The 17,070-nt window shown below is 69.0% G+C and carries 20 protein-coding genes; 12 read left to right on the top strand and 8 right to left on the bottom strand.

The features are described 5' to 3' along the window. Nucleotides 1-19 precede the first annotated feature (19 nt). Nucleotides 20-814 carry a siderophore-interacting protein gene (locus FSV73_RS13240; RefSeq protein WP_186309228.1) on the top strand — a complete coding sequence of 265 codons (795 nt, stop codon included), beginning with the start codon at nt 20-22 and terminating at the stop codon, nt 812-814. Then, nucleotides 811-2,157: an MFS transporter gene (locus FSV73_RS13235; protein WP_145008318.1), complete on the top strand. Its 1,347-nt coding sequence runs from the start codon at nt 811-813 to the stop codon at nt 2,155-2,157. The genes FSV73_RS13240 and FSV73_RS13235 overlap by 4 nt, the downstream gene beginning before the upstream one ends. On the opposite strand, the gene FSV73_RS13230 is transcribed toward FSV73_RS13235, so the two are convergent. Beyond that, nucleotides 2,154-3,278, bottom strand: coding sequence for an aminopeptidase (locus FSV73_RS13230; RefSeq protein ID WP_145008317.1), 1,125 nt, complete (start codon nt 3,276-3,278; stop codon nt 2,154-2,156). The genes FSV73_RS13235 and FSV73_RS13230 overlap by 4 nt on opposite strands. Between FSV73_RS13230 and FSV73_RS13225 the strand changes: the two genes are divergently transcribed. Then, entirely contained in the window at nt 3,277-3,699 is a 423-nt protein-coding gene (locus FSV73_RS13225; protein ID WP_145008316.1) for a hypothetical protein, read from the top strand. The two genes, FSV73_RS13230 and FSV73_RS13225, sit on opposite strands and share 2 nt — an antisense overlap. 34 nt (nt 3,700-3,733) lie before the next feature. After that, nucleotides 3,734-4,165: a hypothetical protein gene (locus FSV73_RS13220; RefSeq protein ID WP_145008315.1), complete on the top strand. Its 432-nt coding sequence runs from the start codon at nt 3,734-3,736 to the stop codon at nt 4,163-4,165. Nucleotides 4,166-4,207: 42 nt separating this feature from the next. On the opposite strand, the gene FSV73_RS25575 is transcribed toward FSV73_RS13220, so the two are convergent. After that, nucleotides 4,208-4,384 carry a hypothetical protein gene (locus FSV73_RS25575; protein ID WP_186309227.1) on the bottom strand — a complete coding sequence of 59 codons (177 nt, stop codon included), beginning with the start codon at nt 4,382-4,384 and terminating at the stop codon, nt 4,208-4,210. A gap of 103 nt (nt 4,385-4,487) precedes the next feature. Beyond that, on the bottom strand, nt 4,488-4,718 hold the full coding sequence (locus tag FSV73_RS13215; RefSeq protein WP_145008314.1) for a DUF1161 domain-containing protein: 231 nt from the start codon (nt 4,716-4,718) through the stop codon (nt 4,488-4,490). Between the two features lie 147 nt (nt 4,719-4,865). Here FSV73_RS13215 and FSV73_RS13210 point away from each other — a divergent pair, with 147 nt between their 5' ends. Beyond that, nucleotides 4,866-5,534: a hypothetical protein gene (locus FSV73_RS13210; protein ID WP_145008313.1), complete on the top strand. Its 669-nt coding sequence runs from the start codon at nt 4,866-4,868 to the stop codon at nt 5,532-5,534. On the opposite strand, the gene FSV73_RS13205 is transcribed toward FSV73_RS13210, so the two are convergent. Further along, on the bottom strand, nt 5,516-6,745 hold the full coding sequence (locus FSV73_RS13205) for a nucleoside recognition domain-containing protein (RefSeq protein WP_145008312.1): 1,230 nt from the start codon (nt 6,743-6,745) through the stop codon (nt 5,516-5,518). The two genes, FSV73_RS13210 and FSV73_RS13205, sit on opposite strands and share 19 nt — an antisense overlap. A 127-nt stretch (nt 6,746-6,872) precedes the next feature. Here FSV73_RS13205 and FSV73_RS13200 point away from each other — a divergent pair, with 127 nt between their 5' ends. From FSV73_RS13200 to ubiA, 3 genes are all read left to right on the top strand, one after another. Next, nucleotides 6,873-7,442, top strand: a complete 570-nt coding sequence (locus FSV73_RS13200) for a DUF2780 domain-containing protein (protein WP_145008311.1) — start codon at nt 6,873-6,875, stop codon at nt 7,440-7,442. Then, a complete protein-coding gene (locus FSV73_RS13195) occupies nt 7,426-7,983 on the top strand; it encodes a chorismate--pyruvate lyase family protein (protein WP_145008310.1) in 558 nt (185 codons plus the stop codon). The genes FSV73_RS13200 and FSV73_RS13195 overlap by 17 nt, the downstream gene beginning before the upstream one ends. A 76-nt stretch (nt 7,984-8,059) precedes the next feature. After that, complete coding sequence (gene ubiA, locus FSV73_RS13190; protein WP_260856071.1) at nt 8,060-9,007, top strand: 4-hydroxybenzoate octaprenyltransferase; 948 nt, start codon at nt 8,060-8,062, stop codon at nt 9,005-9,007. Here ubiA and FSV73_RS13185 read toward each other — a convergent pair. Next, nucleotides 8,992-9,972: a DMT family transporter gene (locus tag FSV73_RS13185; protein WP_145008309.1), complete on the bottom strand. Its 981-nt coding sequence runs from the start codon at nt 9,970-9,972 to the stop codon at nt 8,992-8,994. The genes ubiA and FSV73_RS13185 overlap by 16 nt on opposite strands. 417 nt (nt 9,973-10,389) lie before the next feature. Beyond that, nucleotides 10,390-11,343: a LysR family transcriptional regulator gene (locus FSV73_RS13180; RefSeq protein WP_145008308.1), complete on the bottom strand. Its 954-nt coding sequence runs from the start codon at nt 11,341-11,343 to the stop codon at nt 10,390-10,392. A 246-nt stretch (nt 11,344-11,589) separates the two neighbouring features. Between FSV73_RS13180 and FSV73_RS13175 the strand changes: the two genes are divergently transcribed. Genes FSV73_RS13175 through FSV73_RS13160 form a run of 4 tightly spaced genes read left to right on the top strand, consistent with a single transcriptional unit; the run spans nt 11,590 to nt 16,345 of the window. Next, nucleotides 11,590-13,092: an efflux transporter outer membrane subunit gene (locus FSV73_RS13175; RefSeq protein WP_260856070.1), complete on the top strand. Its 1,503-nt coding sequence runs from the start codon at nt 11,590-11,592 to the stop codon at nt 13,090-13,092. Further along, nucleotides 13,089-15,245: an FUSC family protein gene (locus tag FSV73_RS13170; protein ID WP_145008307.1), complete on the top strand. Its 2,157-nt coding sequence runs from the start codon at nt 13,089-13,091 to the stop codon at nt 15,243-15,245. Before FSV73_RS13175 ends, FSV73_RS13170 begins: the two co-directional genes overlap by 4 nt. Next, nucleotides 15,235-15,435, top strand: a complete 201-nt coding sequence (locus FSV73_RS13165) for a DUF1656 domain-containing protein (RefSeq protein ID WP_145008306.1) — start codon at nt 15,235-15,237, stop codon at nt 15,433-15,435. The genes FSV73_RS13170 and FSV73_RS13165 overlap by 11 nt, the downstream gene beginning before the upstream one ends. Before the next feature lie 10 nt (nt 15,436-15,445). Then, the gene (locus FSV73_RS13160) at nt 15,446-16,345 is read left to right on the top strand and encodes an efflux RND transporter periplasmic adaptor subunit (protein ID WP_145008305.1); all 900 of its coding nucleotides are present in this window, start codon (nt 15,446-15,448) and stop codon (nt 16,343-16,345) included. A 303-nt stretch (nt 16,346-16,648) separates the two neighbouring features. On the opposite strand, the gene FSV73_RS13155 is transcribed toward FSV73_RS13160, so the two are convergent. Next, nucleotides 16,649-16,810: a DUF1328 domain-containing protein gene (locus FSV73_RS13155; protein ID WP_007160206.1), complete on the bottom strand. Its 162-nt coding sequence runs from the start codon at nt 16,808-16,810 to the stop codon at nt 16,649-16,651. Between the two features lie 29 nt (nt 16,811-16,839). Further along, nucleotides 16,840-17,061, bottom strand: coding sequence for a hypothetical protein (locus FSV73_RS13150; RefSeq protein WP_186309226.1), 222 nt, complete (start codon nt 17,059-17,061; stop codon nt 16,840-16,842). Nucleotides 17,062-17,070 lie beyond the last annotated feature (9 nt).

The following is a 17,070-nucleotide window of genomic DNA, read 5'->3' as shown; positions in this document are numbered from 1 at the left end:
AATGAATGGTACCTCTGCAATGGCGACATCTTTTCACAGCCCCGCGGGCGATGCCAGTGCCCGTCACCTATTCCAGCGCGTCCGCTTCGACTTCAAGCGGCGCTGGGCGACCGTCATCCGCCGCGAAGAGCTGGGCGGCGACCTGCTGCGCCTGACCTTCGGCGGCAGCGACCTGGCCGATTTCCAGAGCGCGGCCTTCGACGAACACGTGAAGCTGTTCGTCCCCAGCGACACCACGCCGATCCGCGCCGCCAGCCCCGAGCAGCTGGTGGGCCGGCACTACACGCCGCGCCACTACGACGCCACCCGCGGCGAGCTGGCCATCGACTTCTTCCTGCATGAAGCCGGGGTGCTGACTACCTGGGCGCGCCAGGCGCAGCCCGGTGCCGAGCTGATCATCGGCGGACCCAAGGGCGCCCTGGTGCCACCGGAGGACTTCGACTGGTACCTGCTGGCCGGCGACGAGACCACCCTGCCCGCCATCGCCCGGCGGCTGGAGCAGCTGGCAGCCGGCGTCCGGGTCCAGGTCGTCGCCGAAGTGGCTCGTCCTGGCCTGGAGATCGCCTTGCCGACGGCCACGGCCGCCGAGATCCGCTGGGTCTATCGCGAAACCTCGGCCGATGCCCTGGTACAGGCCCTGGAGCAGCTGCCATTACCCGCGGGCGAAGGCTATGCCTGGATCGCCGGCGAAGCCACGCAAGCCCGCGCCGCACGCCAGGCACTGCTGGCCAAGGGGCTGCCGCGGGATTGGGTCAAGGCGGCCGGCTACTGGAAGCTCGGCGAAAGCGACCAGCACGTGAAGGTCGAGGATTGAGCACCAGCGCCCCCCTGGCCGACGGCCTGCCGACGCCCCGCCGTTACCGCGCGGTCGCCGCCCTGCTGCTGGCCATCAGCATGACGGTGCTGGACAGCGGCATCGCCAACCTGGCCCTGCCCAGCATCGCCGAGGCACTCGACGTGTCGGCCGCGGCGGCGGTGTGGATCGTCAGTGCCTACCAGCTGAGCCTGGTCGCCCTGGTCTTCCCCCTGGCCGCCGTGGCCGAGCGCCTGGGCTTGCGCCCGGTGTTCGCCGCGGGCGTGGGTATCTTCGGCCTGGCCTCCCTGGGCTGCGCCCTGGCGCCGGGCCTCGGGGAACTGGTCGCGGCCCGCGCCCTGCAGGGCGTCGGCGCCGCCGCCATCATGTGCGTCAGCGCGGGGATCGTGCGGCTCTCCTATCCACGGGATCGCCTGGGGCGCGGCATCGCCGTCAATGCTCTGTGCGTCGCCCTGGGATCGGCGGCCGCCCCCAGCCTGGGCGCGGCGATCCTCGCCGTGGGTGGCTGGCCCTGGCTGTTCGCGGTCAATGTGCCGGTCGCGCTGCTGATCGGCCTGCTGGTGCGCGCCCTGCCCGACAGCCCGCGGGCGCACCGGCGGCTCGATCCGGTCAGCGTGCTGCTCAATGCGCTGGTGTTCTGCGCGGGCATCGGCGGTCTCGAACGCCTCGGGGCCGCCCCCTGGCAAGGCCTGGCCTTGCTGATGCTGGCGGCCGCCAGCCTGCTGCTGCTGATCCGCCGCGAACGGGGCCTGGCGGCGCCGCTGCTGCCGGTCGATCTGCTGGGCTTGCCGGCCATGCGTCATTCGGTGCTGGCGTCGGTGTGCTCCTTCGCCGCGCAGATGCTCTGCTTCCTCGCCCTGCCCTTCTACCTGCAGCACCAGTTGGGCCTGGTGCCCCTGCAGGTCGCCCTGCTCATGCTGGCCTGGCCGCTCACCGTGGCGGTGTCGGCACAGGTGGCCGGGCGGTTGGCCGACCGTCATCCGCCGCAGCGGCTGTGCATGCTGGGCGGCCTGGGGATCGCCCTGGGGCTGGCAGCGGCCGCGGTGATGCCGCTGGAACGCTCGACCGCCCTGCTGATCCCCTGCCTGATCGTCGGCGGCATCGGCTTCGGCTTCTTCCAGGTGCCCAACAACAGGATCATGCTCACCGCCGCGCCGGCGGGTCGCAATGGCGCCACCGGCGGCGTCCAGGCCACCGCGCGCCAGACCGGCATGGCGCTGGGCGCGGCGGCCCTGGCGCTGCTGCTGCACCTGGATGGCAGCCTGGCCCCGCGGCTGGGGCTGGCGCTGGCGGCGACCCTCGGCCTGGTCGCGGCCTGGTCCAACTGGCGCGCGCCGCGCTAGGGCGTCTGCCTGACGCCGGTCGCGAGCAGTGCCGCGAGCCCTTGCTCGCGCTCGGCGGCGGGGCGCTCGCCCAGCAGCTGGACCCGGTGGAAGAACGCCGGCCAGTTGCCCGGATGCTGGGCATAGAGCACGGCGAAGGCCGGGACCCACTGCTCGTACAGGCCATAGGGCACCAGCCGCGCATTGTTGAGCGGCTGGCTCATCCAGCCATCGAAACGGCGATCCCCCTGCCAGGCCGGGGTGGCGCGCAGGCGCTGGTAATCGGCTCGCAGCTGCGCGAAGCGACGGGCCTTGGCGGTACGCATGAGCGCTGGCGCCAACGGCTGGGCATAGAGCCTGGCCAGGTCCTCGCGGGTGGTCAGCAACAGATCGCGAAACTGCTGGTAGCGGGTCTCACGGCCCGCCTCCGGCGGCGGCAGGCCGCGGCTGGCGCGCCATTGCCTCAGGCCTTCCCGCTCGACGAAGGTGGCATAGGATTCGTTGAAGGCGGTATCGCCCGGCAGATAGAAGCGCTGGTGCGCCAGCTCGTGGAAAATGGTGGCGGCCACCTGGTCGTCGTCCCAGCGCAGCATGCTGCTGAGCAGCGGATCGCTGAACCAGCCCAGCGTCGAATAGGCCGGCACGCCGCCGACATAGGTGTCCTGACCCTGGCGATGCAGGTCGTCGGCCGCCGCCTTGGCCGCGGCCTCTTGGTAGTAGCCCCGATAGGCCACACAGCCAGCGATAGGGAAGCAACGGGTGGTGGGCCGGGTGGAAAACTCGGCGGTGGCGAAGACGTTCCACAGCACGAAGGGGCGCTGCAGCTCGACGAAGCTGCGATAGCTAGCATTGTCCGGCAGGGCCAGTTCGGCACTGGCGAAGCGCCGGGCCGCCGCCGCCGCGGCGAGGCGCTGGCGCAGGGCGGCCGGGCGCGACGGATCCGCGACGACCGTCGCAATGGGCTCGCGATCACGGATCAGCGCCCCCTGGCCCTGTACCATCTGGCCGTAGTACCCGATCGAGGTACAACCGCCCAGTCCGATCGCCAGGGACAGCAGCGCCAGCCAGAGGCCGACGCGTTGCGCAGGCAGGGTGCCTGACTGGGTGGCGCGCCCTTCCCTGCCCGGAGTTGTAGCCGTCATGCGTAGACTGTGCCTGCTGTTGCCTGTGCTGTTTCTAGGTGGCTGTTCCCTGTGGCCCTTGCCCAAGCCCGATCCGGCGCAGGCCTGGATCGATCTGGACAGCGACGGCAAGGCCAAGCTGGAAGCCCTGAGTGCCGACCGCAAGGCACTCGACGACAAACGCTACTTCCAGGTCTGGCCAGGGAGCCACGACCTGCAGGTACGCTACCAGTTCGAGGTGCAGCCCACCAACATCGGCGCCCAGGTCGCCGATCCGCTGGCGCGCACCTGCCTGGTGACCCTCAACTACAAGACCTTCGCCGCCGGCGAACGCTATCGCCTGGAAGCCGGCCAGACCGGTTGGCGGCCCTGGGCGCGCCTCTATGACGAGCGCAACCAGGAAGTGGCGCGCAGCACTGCTAGCCGTTGCGGCGACGTGTAGACTCGGCTGATCTTCCCTTCGCGAGTCGCTGTCCATGCGCCTGCGCTTGCTGGCTCTCCCGCTGCTGCTCGGCGGCTGTACCACCCCACTGCCGCCCGTCGATCCGCACCAGGCATGGGTCGACCTCGAGCTGCGCGAACCCGCCGTGGGCGCCTCGCTGCTGGCCGAATCCCAGGATGGCCGGCGGCTGGACGACGGCCGCTATTTCCAGCTCGCGCCCGGCAGCCACCGCCTCAAGGTGAGCTATCGCTACGAACTCTATGGCGGCGGCGGCTTCGGTCCACGCTTTGGCTGGAACGAACCCTTGCAGATCCAGTGTTACCTGGAACTCGACTACGGCGATTTCCAGGCCGGCCGGCGTTATCGGCTGGAAGCCGAACACACCTTCGGCCAGGGCGAGATCAGCCTCTACGATGGCCAGCGCGAGCTGGTCAGCTCCGCGCGCGGCATCTGCTCGCCCTTCTAGCCGGCCGCTGCCTGCGCCGGAAGGGGCGCAGAAGCCTGGTGGCTAGGCCGGCACGCTGAGCCAGTCGTCCTGGCCTCTGTCCAGGGTGCGGAGCGGCGCGGGGCGCCCCTTCTGCTCCCGCAGCTGCCGACTCAGGCGCAGAAAGTCCTCGCGTTCCATCCAGCGCGGCGCGGGCTGGGCAAGAGACAGAGCTTGGCGAATCCGGGCGAACGGCGACATGGCATTACCCTCTTGGCTAGATACTGTATGCGCAGACAGTACTAAGCCAAGCGGAACTGTACAAGTATCCAGCTGATGAACGGTTCGCTCGCTGCGCCGAGGCTCAGTCGTTGCGCTGGTAGATGATCTTGTGGGTGCCGTTGGCGCAACTGCCGACCACCATGTTGGGATCCCGGACCTCGGCATTGGGTACCGCTTCGAGGGTATAGGCGGTCACCCCGGCCGACTGGATCTTCACCTCGATGTCGGCCTTGAGCTGTTCGCAGGACAGCGGCTCGGCCAGCACGGAGGCGCTCAGCAGGGCGGTACAGCAGAGTAGTGATAGACGCAGCATGGCGAATTTCCTTGGCGTGAGGACCTCTCAGGCTTGGACGCCTGAGCTGTGGCGATGTTCTCAGGGCGGCCCTTTGGCCAGCGAAGCGGTGGAACCCGGCACCCGAACGGTCTTTCCGATGGTCATCCCGTCCCGTGAAGAGCCTCCATGTTCCAGTGGTTGAAAGACAATTCCCAGGTGCTCACCCTGTTCGCCCAATGCTGCACCCTGGGCGTCTGGATCCTCTACGCCCAGCTGCTGCTCAACAACTACAAGCGCCAGCGCCAACCCCGGCTGATCATCAACCGCGGGGCCGGCAAGGGCGTGGGCGCCCTCTGCCTGCTGTCGAACATGAGCGCCGAACCGGTGTTCATCAACCAGCTGACGGTGATCCTCAAGACCAATCGCGAGACGCTCTACACCGATGTCACCGACATCCGCGAAAGCGGCCAGGATGACTTCGATCCCGATCTGGTGCTGGGTCAGGCGACCCACCAGGGGCCGCTCAATACCGGCGACTTCACCCACATCGGTACCTTCCAGGGCCTGATCCGCCGCGCCGCCGAGCACAATGGCCTGACCCTGGACAACCATCGCCCGCCGCAAGGCTGGGTGTTCGAGGGCATGGAGATCCGCGCCGTGGCCTTCTATGGCTCGGACCACGACCCCATCGGGGTGCGCCGCCGCTTCCGCCTCGGCCAGCACGATGGCGAGTATTGCGCGCTGATCGCCGAGGACTGGCAGACCCAGCAGCTCACCTCACGCCGCCAGCGGCGCATGGTGCAGGACGACTGGATGCGCGAGCCGGAGCACCGGACTCAGCCGAAGAACCAGTAGCAGATTAGGATCGACGCCGTGACCCCGGTGAATTCCGCCAGCAGCGCGCAGCCCACCGCGTGGCGCGCACGCTGGATGCCCACCGCGCCGAAGTACACTGCCAGCACATAGAAGGTGGTCTCGGTACTGCCCTGGATGGTGGCCGCCACCAGCGCCGGGAAGCTGTCCACGCCGTGGGTCTGCATGGTCTCGATCAGCAGGGCGCGGGCGGCGCTGCCGGAGAAAGGCTTGACCAGGGCGGTGGGCAGGGCCTCGACGAAGCGGGTGTCCCAACCCAGCCAGGTCACCGCGTGGCGGATGCCTTCGAGGATCGCTTCCAGCGCCCCGGAGGCGCGCAGCACGCCCACCGCGCAGAGCATGGCCACCAGGTAGGGCAACAGCGACTTGGCGACGTCGAAGCCCTCCTTGGCGCCTTCGACGAAGGCTTCGTAGACCGGTACCTTGCGCAGGGCGCCGAGGATCATGAACGCCAGGATGATGCCGAACAGGGTCAGGTTGCCGAGCAGCGACGACAGCCCCGCCAGCGCCGTGGCGGTCAGGGTGAAGAGAAAGGCGACGAAGGCGCCGAAGGCCAGGGCGCCACCGCCGATCCAGGCCAGCACCACCGGATCCAGCAGCTTGAGGCGCTGCATGAAGGCCACCGACAGCAGCCCCACCAGGTTGGCGCAGCTGTGCGCCAGCAGGATCGGCAGGAACACCAGGGTCGGATCCGTGGCGCCCTGCTGGGCGCGGTACATGAACACGGTCACTGGCAGCAGGGTTAGCGAGGAGGCGTTGAGTACCAGGAAGAGGATCTGTGCATTGCTCGCCGTGGTGCTGCTGGGGTTGAGCTCCTGCAGGGCGCGCATGGCCTTGAGGCCGATGGGGGTGGCGGCGTTGTCCAGGCCCAGGCCATTGGCGGCGAAATTGAGGGTGATCAGCCCCAGCGCCGGGTGACCGCGCGGCACCTCCGGCATCAGGCGGGCGAACAGCGGGCCGAGCAGCCGCGACAGGGCATCCACCAGCCCGGCCTTCTCGGCGATGCGCAGGATGCCGAGCCAGAGCGTCAGGGTGCCGAACAGCAGCACCATGACCTCCACCGACAGCTTGGCCATGGCGAACAGGCTCTCCACCATGGCGGCGAAGACCCCGGCGTTGCCGGCCACCAGCCACTGGCCGAGGGCGCTGATCGCGGCGACGATGAAGAAGCCCAGCCACAACCCGTTGAGCATCTCTGTTCTCCCGGCAAAACGGCGATGATAACCGTAGCGTCGGGTCCCTGCAGGGACGCCGTTCAGTCCATGGTCATCGCCGCCGGGTTATCCTCTGGGCTTTCGAGAAAATCGCTGGAGCCCCCTCATGCGTCTGCCCGTCCTCGCCCTGCCCTTGGTGCTCGCCGCCAGCCCGGTGTTCGCCTTCAACCTCAACGACGCCGTCAACGCCTACAACAGCGCCAATGGCAACGACAACGCCAAGGCCACCGCCGCGGCCGCCGCCACGCCTCAGGCACAGGGCCTGCTGCAGGCGCTGACCACCCAGCTCAAGGTCACCCCGCAACAGGCGGTGGGCGGCACCGGCGCCCTGCTCGGCCTGGCCAAGAACCAGCTGGTCGGCAACGACTACAGCCAGCTGGCCAAGGCCGTGCCGGGCCTGGACCAGCTGGCCGGGGCCAACGCCGCCGGCGGCCTGGCGCAACTCGGCGGCCTGGGCAACCTGCTCGGCGGCGGTGGCCAGGACGCCAAGCAGAGTCCGCTGGGCAGCCTGCTGGGCAACGTCGACAGCCGCCAGGACGTCAACAAGACCTTCAACGCCCTGGGCATGAACAGCGGCATGAGCACCCAGTTCGCCCAGGTGATCCTGGGCTACCTCGGCAAGCAGGGCACCCAGCCGTCCCTGCTGAGCACCCTGGGCAATGTCTGGGGCCTGTGAGCCGCAGCCGCGCTGGCTGAGCCGCGAGGCGGCCGGCCGGGAGGCGGACTATGCGTCGGCGCCGCTCGACTGGCTCTACGCCGACCGTGGCTCCCTCACCGAGCGGCTCACCGCCCTCAGCGCCGGCCGCTTCGCCGTCGAGGTGCTCGCCGAGGGCTGGCAGCCATTGCGCGCCGATGAATGCCAGGCGCTGGACGTCCCGCCGGCCAGTCCGGGCTGGGTTCGCGAGGTCCGGCTGCGTGGCCAGGGCGAGGCCTGGGTGTTCGCCCGCAGCGTGGCGGCGCGCAGCGCCCTGGAAGCGGCCGATTTCGACCTGGCGGCGCTGGGCGACCGGCCGCTCGGCCACTGGCTATTCCAGGCGCCGGCCTTCGTCCGTGGACCGCTGGAAGCCTGTCGCTATCCGCTAGCCTGGCTGCCGGACGGTGCCGAACGACGTGCCTGCTGGGCGCGGCGCTCGGTGTTCCGCCGTGGGCCCCTGGCGATCCTGGTAGGCGAGGTCTTCCTGCCGGCCTTCTGGCCGCATACCCGGCGCGAGTCCTAGCCCGGACCATCACGACGGCAGCGGCGAGGCGATCTCGCCCTTATAATCGCCGGGCCCTTCGCCATGCAGCCGTCCGATGAAAAAGAACGCTTCCCGCCCCCGTGATCGCCGTCCCGCCGCGCCCCGCAGCCCCGCGCCCAGCGCCCGGGTCATCGCCACGCGCCCCCGCAGCGAAAGGCTCAAGGATTTCCTCCAGCTCACCCGGCTGGATCGCCCCATCGGCATCTACCTGCTGCTCTGGCCCACCCTCTGGGCCTTGTGGATCGCCGCCAAGGGCATGCCGAGCCTGAAGAACCTGGTGATCTTCGTGCTCGGCGTGGTGCTGATGCGGTCGGCCGGCTGCGTGATCAACGACTTCGCCGACCGCAACTTCGACGGCCACGTCGCCCGCACCAAGAATCGGCCCCTCGCCACCGGGCGGGTCACGCCCCGGGAGGCGCTGATCCTCTTCGCCGCCCTGGTGCTGATCAGCTTCGGCCTGGTGCTCTGCACCAACGCCACCACGGTCTGGCTGTCCTTCGGCGCCCTCGGCGTGGCGGCGCTATATCCCTTCATGAAGAGATACACCTACTACCCCCAGGCGGTACTGGGGGCGGCCTTTTCCTGGGGCATGCCCATGGCCTTCACCGCCGAGACCGGCCAGTTGCCGGCGGAGGCCTGGCTGCTGTTCGTCGCCAACGTGATCTGGACGGTGGGCTACGACACCTACTACGCCATGGCCGACCGCGAGGACGACCTCAAGATCGGGGTGAAGTCCACCGCCATCCTTTTCGGCGACGCCGACCGGGTGATCATCGCCACGCTACAGGGCCTGACCCTGCTCTGCCTGGCGCTGGCCGGCGGCCGCTTCGGCCTGGGCCTGCCGTTCTACCTGGGCCTGGTGGTGGCGGCCGGCTGCTTCGCCTGGGAATTCCACGTCACCCGCGGCCGCGACCCGCTGGTGTGCTTCAAGGCCTTCCTGCACAACCACTGGGCCGGCCTGGCGATCCTGCTGGGGATCATCGCGGACTACGGGCTGCGCTGAGCCGGGGCGCCCTCGGCGGCGTCGGCCACCACCTCCGGCAGTGCCTCGGGCTGCGGCGCCGGCACCGCCTTGGCCTTGGACGCCTTGCGGCTCTGCTGCCAGGCTACCGCCAGGCCGCTGGCGCAGATGATGAGGATGCCGATCAGCGCGCCGCCGTCCGGCACGTGGCCGAAGACGAAAAAGCCGATGATGCCGGCGGTGACGATCTGCCCGTAGCTGAAGGGCGCCAGCAGCGCCGGCGGCGCATAGCGGAAGGCCTGGGTCAGCAGCAGGTGGCCGGACATGCCGAAGAAGCCGAGCAGCGCCAGCATGCAGCCGTGGCCGAGGGTGGGGATCTCCCAGAAGAAGGGCACCACGCTGCTCAGCACCAGGGTATTGATGATGCCGGTGAGGAAGTTGCTGGTGGTGGGGCTGTCGATGCCGCTCAGCAGGCGCGTCAGCAGCTGGTAGAGGCCGAAGCAGACCGCCGAGCAGACCGGCAGCAGCACCGCCGGGGTGAACAGCTGGCCGCCCGGCCGCACGATGACCAGCACCCCGATGAAGCCGGCCAGTACCGCCGCCCACTGGCTGCGGGTCACGGTTTCCTTAAGCAGCGGCACCGACAGCGCCGTCACCATCAGCGGGGCGAGGAAGTTGACCGCCGTGGCCTCGGCCATCGGCAGGTAGCGCAGCCCGGTGGTGAAGAACAGGCTGCAGCCGATCAGGCACAGCGCCCTGAGCACCTGCAACCCGGGCCGCTTGGTGCGGATCACCGCCAGTCCCGAGCGCGGGATGAAGATGCCCATCATCAGCAGGGTATGGGAGAGGTAGCGGGCCCAGACCACCATGACCACCGGATAGAAGCCGGACAGGTACTTGGAGAGGGCATCGTGGGACGCGAACAGCCAGACCGCGAGGCAGATCAGGGCGATGCCCTTGAGCGGCTGGTCGGCGAATCTCAGAGTGGGTCCTGCTGGGGCGCTCATTGGACTCCCGTGGCGCTTGGAGTCTGTCCAAAGTCTGCTGCGCGTCGGCCAAACGTCGTTGAAAATGCCCTGGAAGGCCAGCCCCGTCGGAATGCTCATTTACCCTCGTAAACTCGGGCGCGAGTCCGATCCGCTTCCTCAGGCATTTTCGCCTTGTTTGTCTCTAGCTCGCGAGACTTTGCACAGACGCTGACGGCGGTCCCTGACCGCCTGCATGATCCGGCCGTCCTGCACGGCGGTCCGTCGACGTGACCGCCGACTCGGGACATGGACCTCGGCGGCCGCGGAGCGTGCCGGGAGGAAGCCGTCCTGTCGCCCTCAGGACCGCGATACCGGGCGATATTTCAATAGCTTACTAACTATGACCCGGCGCGCAGCCCGGCCTCTTCCGAGCTTAGTCCAAGCGCCCCGCCGATCTCAATGCGCTTGGCCGACGACTTCGCTGACGGCGCGCACGAAGGCCTCGTCCGCTTCCAGCGCGCCGGGGATCTGTTCGCGCAGGTAGGCCACCCAGGTGCGGATCTTGGCGTCCAGGTACTGCCGCGAGGCATAGAGCGCATAGGCGTTTAGCCGCTGCAGGCGATAGGCCGGCAGCACCCGTACCAGGCTGCCGTCGCGCAGGCCGTCCACCGCCGAATAGATCGGCAGCACGCCGATGCCGAGGCCCTGGCGCAGGGCCTCGGTCATGGCGTCGCCGGTGTTGACCTGGAACGGGGTCTCGCCGATGCGGAAGGTCTCGGTGCCGGCGGGCCCCTCGAATTGCCAGCGATCGAAGGACACCACCGGGCTGATGAATCTCAGGCAGGCATGGTCGGCCAATTCCGCCGGCGTCCGCGGCTGGCCGTGCTCGCGCAGGTAGGCGGGCGAGGCGCAGAGGATGCTGTAGGTCTGGCCGATCTGCTGGGACACGAAGCCGGAGTCGGGCAGCTCGGCCGCCACCACGATGGCCAGGTCGAAGCCCTCCTCCAGCAGATCGGGAATACGATTGGCCATGGTCAGGTCGAAGCGCACCTCCGGGTGCAGCTGGCGATAGCCGGCGATGGCGCGGATCACGTAGTGCTGGCCGATGCCGGTCATGCTGTGCACCCGCAGCCGGCCCTCCGGTCGCGCCTGGGCGTGCCCCGCCTCGGCTTCGGCTTCCTCGACATAGGCAAGGATCTGCTCGCAACGCGCCAGGTAGCGCTGGCCAGCCTCGGTCAGGGCGATGCGTCTCGTGGTGCGGTGCAGCAGCCGGGTGCGCAGGTGGGTTTCGAGATGGGCCACCGCGCGGGAGACGTGCGCGGTAGTGGTCTGCAGCGTCTGGGCCGCACCGGTGAAGCTGCCGCTCTCCACCACGGCGACGAAAACGCGCATGTTGTGCAGGGTGTCCATGCCGCCTCGAGGATCCGCAAAACCGTCATTCTCCATATTATTTCAGTATGTGAAACAAAGATTCGCGGGTTGGCGCGCTAATCGATTCCCCTGGAATTTTATAGAATCGTTAGCAGCCTAATGGTAACGTCCATCGATCGCCCGATCCGGTAGGCGTCCTCGTTCAGTTCCAGCTCATCTCGCCGACCCCACGCCGCCCCTCGGGCGCGACCTGGCGGTATGGCCCTGTTGCATACGGACCCCCACGTGTCGCCTTTCCCTAGCAGAGCCTGGCCTGCGCTCTCGGTGGTCGCCCTCGCGACCCTGCTGGCCGGCTGTATCGGTACCGGTCACAACGCGCCCCAGGCGCAGCGCCTCGACGATCAGGCGCTGGCCACCGACGCCGCCATCCGCACCGCTGCCGGGCAGGCCGCCTGGCCCGACCGCCAGTGGTGGCGCGCCTATGGCGATGCCCAGCTGGATGCCTGGATCGCCAGCGCCCTGGCGGACAACCCGCGCCTGGCCACGGCCGCGGCCCGGGTACGCCGCGCCGAGTCGCTGGCCGGCCTCGCCGAATCCCGCGAAGCCCTGCAGGTCGAGGGCAAGGGCGCCTTCAAGCGCTACAGCTGGCCCACCGACGGCTTCTACGGTCCGGGCGAACTGGCCGATCGCACCACCTGGAACAACAACGCCGAGCTGGGGCTGAGCTACGCCCTGGACTTCTGGGGCCGCGAGCGCGACGCCAGCGCCCAGGCGCTGGACCAGGCGCACCAGGCCGCCGCCGAGGTGCGCGCCGCCGAACTGGAGCTGACCGGCAACATCGTCCGCAGCTACATCGGCTTCGCCCTGCACCACGACCAGCGCGACATCCTCGCCGCCACCCTGGAGCAGCAGCGCCAGCTGGCGCAACTGGCCCAGCGGCAACTGGACGGCGGCCTCGGCACCCAGTTCGAGGTCAGCCAGGCCCGTGCCCTGCTGCCCGAGACCGAGCGCCAGCTGGAAGCCCTGGACGAGACCCTGGCGCTGGATCGCAACCAGCTCGCCGCCCTGGCCGGCAAGGGCCCGGGTGCCGGCGCCGGCCTGCAGCGACCGCGGCTGACCCTGGGCGCGGCGCCGCGCCTGCCCAGCGCCCTGCCGCTGGAACTGGTCGGCAAGCGGCCCGACGTGACGGCGCGCCGCTGGCAGATCGCCGCGGCGGCCAAGGGCGTGGACGTCGCCCGCGCCAGCTTCTATCCCAACATCGACCTGGTGGCCAACGTCGGCCAGTTCCTCACCCTGGGCCGGCTCAGCGAGATGCTGACCCATGCCAAGACCGGCTCCTTCATAGGTCCGGCGGTTTCCCTGCCGATCTACGACGGCGGCGCCCTGCGCAGTCGCCTCGGCGCGGAATCGGCGGCCTACGACGTGGCGGTCAGCGCCTACAACCAGACCCTGGTGGACGCCCTCAAGGAGATCTCCGACGCCCTGATCAAGGCCGACTCGGCGGCCAAGCAGGCCACCCTCGCCGACCAGGCCAGCCAGGAAGCCCAGCGTACCTACGACATCGCCCGCGAGGCCTTTCGTCGTGGCCTGACCGACTACCTGCACGTGCTCGACGCCCAGACCCGGCTGTTCGCCCAGCAGCGCGTCACCGCCCAGGTGCACGCCCTGCGCCTGGCCGCCCAGGCCGCCGCCCTGGTCGCCCTCGGCGGCGGCGCGGACCTCGAACCCGGACCCGCCGATAACGCCCTGGTACCGGCGCGCGTCGCCGTCGAACGGGCGGCCCGGTGAGCGGCAGCGGCACCGTGGCGGCACCGCTGCGCCAGGCCCTGGGCGCCTGGGCGCGCAGCGACGGCAGCCTCTGGCTGTACCAGGCCAAGATGCTGCTCGCCGCCAGCCTGACCCTCTGGCTGGCCATGCGCCTGCAACTGCCGCATCCCAGTTCGGCGGTGATCACCGTCTTCATCGTCATGCAGCCGCAGAGCGGCCAGGTGCTGGCGAAGAGCTTTTACCGGGTCATGGGGACCCTGCTGGGGCTGGCGGTGATGCTGGTGCTGATCGGCCTGTTCGCCCAGGAGCGGGTGCCCTTCCTGATCTGCCTGGCGCTGTGGATCGGCCTCTGCGTGGCAGGCTCGGCGCGCTACCGGGACTTTCGCAGCTACGCCTGCATGCTGGCCGGCTACACCGCCGCCCTGATCGGCATTCCCGCCGCACTTAACGCCGACACCGCCTTCATGTCGGCGGTGATGCGGGTACTGGCCATCACCCTGGGGGTGCTCTGCAGCGGCGCGGTGAGCGCGGCGGTCTTCCCGCAGACCAGCGCCACCGCCATGCGCGCTGCGCTCTATCGGCGCATGGGCGGCTTCGCCGGCCTCGCCGCCGACGTGCTGCGTGGCCGGCTCGACCGTACCACCCTGGAAGCCGCCGGCGTCCGCCTGGCCGCCGAAGCGGTAGGGCTGGAGAACCTGCGCAGCGCCTCGGCCTTCGAAGACCCGCACATGCGCATGCGCAGCGGCCGCCTGGCGCGGCTGAATGCCGAATTCATGGGCCTGACCACCCGCCTGCATGCCTTGAGCCGGCTGCTCATGCGCCTGCGCGAGCGTGATGCCCAGCGGCCGCTGGCGGCGCTCGAACGCCTCTGGGCGCCGCTGCTCGAGCTGTTCGAGGACTGGCGCGGCCAGGCCCTCGACGAAGGTGCCGCGGCCGCCGCCGCCGCGCGCCTGGATCTCCTGCAGCAGGGCCTGAGACCGCGCATTCGCGCCCTGCGCGCCGAGTTGCCGCCGCTGGACGAGGTCGATCGGCGGGACTTCGAGACCGCGGTGGAACTGCTCTTTCGCTTCACCGGCGAATGGCACGACTACCTGCAGACCCATGCCTCCCTGGCCGCCGCCCGGCACAGCCGCGAGCAATGGAAGCCGCGCTTCGTGGCCAAGGCCAACGCCCTGGGCGCGGCGGTCACCGGCCTGCGCAGCGCCTTCCTGGTCCTGGTGCTGGGCGCCTTCTGGATCGCCAGCGCCTACCCCAGCGGCGGCATGCTGGCGCTCAACGCCGCGGCCGTCTCGGCGCTGGCCTCGGCTTCGCCGGATCCCAAGCGCACCGCCATGCAGATGGCCGTCGGTGCCGGCGGCGGGGTGTTGCTGGGCTTCTTCCTGACCTTCTTCGTCTTTCCCTGGATCACCGGCCTGCCACTGCTGCTGCTGACCCTGGCGCCGGTGTTCATGCTCGGCACCTGGATCTCCCTGCGTCCGGGCTGGATGGGCTATGGCCTGGGTTGCCTGGTGTTCTTCTGCTTCACCTCGATTCCCGACAATCCGCCGGTCTACGACGCCTATGCCTTCATCAACAACGGCATCGCCGTGGTGCTGTCGATGGTGATCACCGCGGCGGTCTCGGCGGTGCTGCTGCCGCCCAACAGTCCCTGGCTGTGGCGGCGCCTGGAACGCGACCTGCGCCTGCAGCTGGTACGGGCGGTGAGTGCGCCCCTGCCGCACCTGGCACCGGCCTTCGAGGGCCAGACCCGCGACCTGCTGAACCAGGCCTATGGGGTCAGCGCCAGCCAGGGCGAGGCCCAGCGGCGCCTGATCGGCTGGGCCTTCTGCGTGCTGGAGATCGGCCATGCGGTGATCGAGCTGCGCGAGTTGCAGGCGCGCCTGCCCCTGGCGCCGCACTATGCCGAGCGCAGCCCCTGGCGCCAGGCCATCCGCGTGGTCGGCCGCGCCCTGGTGCGCCTGTTCCTCAAGCCGGGTACCGAGAATCTGCGCCGCGCCCTGGCTGCCGTGGACGCCGCCCTGGCCACGTTGGCGGCGGTGACCGAGCCGCCGCAGCTGCCCTATGACGAGTCGCCCCTGCGCCAGGTGCAGAGCGACCTGCACTTCATCCGCAGCGCCCTGCTCGACCCCCAGGGGCCACTGGCCCACTACCGCGAGATCCCCCATGCCGCGTGAAATCGCCTTCCATGGCCTCTACCTGCCCACCGTGACGGTGCTGTTCCTGGTCGCCGCCCTGCTCGCCTGGGCGCTGGACCGGGTCCTGGCCGCGGTCGGCCTCTATCACGTCGTCTGGCATCCGGCGCTGCTGCGCCTGGCCCTGTTCACCTGCCTCTACTGCGCCCTGGCGCTGTGCGTCTATCGCTAGGATTCCTGCCATGATTCTCAAGAAACTCTTCGGCGTGCTCTTCACCCTGCTGGTGGTCTGCCTGGCCCTGATCCTCGGCCGGCTGCTGTGGGTGCACTACATGAACGATCCCTGGACCCGCGATGGCCGGGTGCGCGCCGAGGTGATCACCATCGCCCCCGATGTGGCCGGCCTGGTCACCGAGATCGCCGTGCGCGACAACCAGTGGGTCAACAAGGGCGACCTGCTGCTGCAGATCGACCCCGAGCACTACGAGATCGCCGTGCATCAGGCCGAAGCCTCGGTCGCCGCGCGCAAGGCCACCCTGGCCATGCGCCAGCAGAATGCGCGCCGCCGCGCCGACATCGACAGCCTGGTGGTGTCCCGGGAGAATCGCGAGGATGCCAGCAGCGCCGCCCTGGCCGCCGAGGCCGACCTGCGCCAGGCCCAGGCTCAGCTGGAGTCGGCACGCCTCAATCTCAAGCGCACCCGGGTGCTGGCCCCGGTGGACGGCTACGTCACCAACCTGTCGGTGTTCAAGGGGGACTACGCGGCTGCCGGTGCGCCCAAGCTCGCCGTCATCGACGCCCACTCCTTCTGGGTCTATGGCTACTTCGAAGAGACCAAGCTGCCCCATGTGCGGGTCGGCGCCGCGGCCGAGATGCGCCTGATGAGCGGTCAGGTGCTGCATGGTCATGTGGAAAGCATCGCGCGGGGCATCTACGACCGGGACAATCCCCAGAGCCGCGAACTCACCGCGGACGTGAACCCCACCTTCAACTGGGTGCGCCTGGCCCAGCGCGTGCCGGTGCGGATCGCCCTGGATCCGGTGGCTGACGGGGTACTGCTGGCGGCCGGTACCACCTGCACCGTGGTGCTCGAGGACGCTCGCGGCGAGCGCTCCTGGTGGGATGCCTTCTGGCAAGGCTGAGCGATTTTTCCGATGCCCAAACGACGACACCCCTGACGCCGGCCGGTAGCGCCAAATGGCGATACCTTTCGAATTCAGGGGTGTAATCGTAACCAGCCCAGTCCGCCGCGAGTGCGAAAGTACTCCCTGTACTCTTGGAACCCTCCCGATACCGCAGAGCGTCCCGACCATGTGGCCATCGCGTCCCGTGGTGCGGGACGACTTCGAGGTTGCTATTGAACCGGCCTAAGGCTGCAGTTCGATGACAGAGCCTCGGTCGCCGGTCTTCACGACCGGCGACCTGTTGCGCTCACAGGTCCGGCATCAGGGACGACGACGACCCATGAAGAACGACACCACGAACAGCACCAGGAACAGCACGAACAGGATCTTGGCGATACTGGTGGCGGTACCGGCGATGCCACCGAAACCCAGGACGCCTGCGATGATCGCGATGATCAGGAAAGTGATAGCCCAGCTCAGCATGGTGTTTCTCCTATGTATTGCAAGTGCACTCAGCGGACGACAGCACCTGTCCAGCGAGCAGTGGTTTTATTAGCGAAATCCTGGGTGTCCAGACTCGCCATCCGTGGTTCCACAGCGGCCAGATCGAGATCCAGACCGTTGAGGTTGTGCGTCTGATTGAGCGCACGACCCATCATCAAAGCACTGAGCAACATCCCGAGTACGACCGCCGCTGCCACGAACAACAGAATCATCAGCAGCATCCACATCATGGTCATGAC

The sequence above is a fragment of the Pseudomonas oryzihabitans genome, assembly GCF_007665395.1.
Classification (GTDB): Bacteria; Pseudomonadota; Gammaproteobacteria; order Pseudomonadales; family Pseudomonadaceae; genus Chryseomonas; species Chryseomonas psychrotolerans_C.
The sequence above is the reverse complement of the archived record's forward strand: the minus strand, read 5'-3'. Positions and strand labels throughout refer to the sequence as shown.

Excerpts from the sequence above, each read along its gene's own strand:
- FSV73_RS13240 (WP_186309228.1), top strand. The coding sequence starts at position 20 with ATGGCGACATCTTTTCACAGCCCCGCGGGCGATGCCAGTGCCCGTCAC.
- FSV73_RS13225 (WP_145008316.1), top strand. The coding sequence starts at position 3,277 with ATGCGTAGACTGTGCCTGCTGTTGCCTGTGCTGTTTCTAGGTGGCTGT.
- FSV73_RS13230 (WP_145008317.1), bottom strand. The coding sequence starts at position 3,278 with ATGACGGCTACAACTCCGGGCAGGGAAGGGCGCGCCACCCAGTCAGGC.
- FSV73_RS13220 (WP_145008315.1), top strand. The coding sequence starts at position 3,734 with ATGCGCCTGCGCTTGCTGGCTCTCCCGCTGCTGCTCGGCGGCTGTACC.
- FSV73_RS25575 (WP_186309227.1), bottom strand. The coding sequence starts at position 4,384 with ATGTCGCCGTTCGCCCGGATTCGCCAAGCTCTGTCTCTTGCCCAGCCC.
- FSV73_RS13215 (WP_145008314.1), bottom strand. The coding sequence starts at position 4,718 with ATGCTGCGTCTATCACTACTCTGCTGTACCGCCCTGCTGAGCGCCTCC.
- FSV73_RS13210 (WP_145008313.1), top strand. The coding sequence starts at position 4,866 with ATGTTCCAGTGGTTGAAAGACAATTCCCAGGTGCTCACCCTGTTCGCC.
- FSV73_RS13205 (WP_145008312.1), bottom strand. The coding sequence starts at position 6,745 with ATGCTCAACGGGTTGTGGCTGGGCTTCTTCATCGTCGCCGCGATCAGC.
- FSV73_RS13200 (WP_145008311.1), top strand. The coding sequence starts at position 6,873 with ATGCGTCTGCCCGTCCTCGCCCTGCCCTTGGTGCTCGCCGCCAGCCCG.
- FSV73_RS13195 (WP_145008310.1), top strand. The coding sequence starts at position 7,426 with ATGTCTGGGGCCTGTGAGCCGCAGCCGCGCTGGCTGAGCCGCGAGGCG.
- ubiA (WP_260856071.1), top strand. The coding sequence starts at position 8,060 with ATGAAAAAGAACGCTTCCCGCCCCCGTGATCGCCGTCCCGCCGCGCCC.
- FSV73_RS13185 (WP_145008309.1), bottom strand. The coding sequence starts at position 9,972 with ATGAGCGCCCCAGCAGGACCCACTCTGAGATTCGCCGACCAGCCGCTC.
- FSV73_RS13180 (WP_145008308.1), bottom strand. The coding sequence starts at position 11,343 with ATGGACACCCTGCACAACATGCGCGTTTTCGTCGCCGTGGTGGAGAGC.
- FSV73_RS13165 (WP_145008306.1), top strand. The coding sequence starts at position 15,235 with ATGCCGCGTGAAATCGCCTTCCATGGCCTCTACCTGCCCACCGTGACG.
- FSV73_RS13160 (WP_145008305.1), top strand. The coding sequence starts at position 15,446 with ATGATTCTCAAGAAACTCTTCGGCGTGCTCTTCACCCTGCTGGTGGTC.
- FSV73_RS13155 (WP_007160206.1), bottom strand. The coding sequence starts at position 16,810 with ATGCTGAGCTGGGCTATCACTTTCCTGATCATCGCGATCATCGCAGGC.
- FSV73_RS13150 (WP_186309226.1), bottom strand. The coding sequence starts at position 17,061 with ATGATGTGGATGCTGCTGATGATTCTGTTGTTCGTGGCAGCGGCGGTC.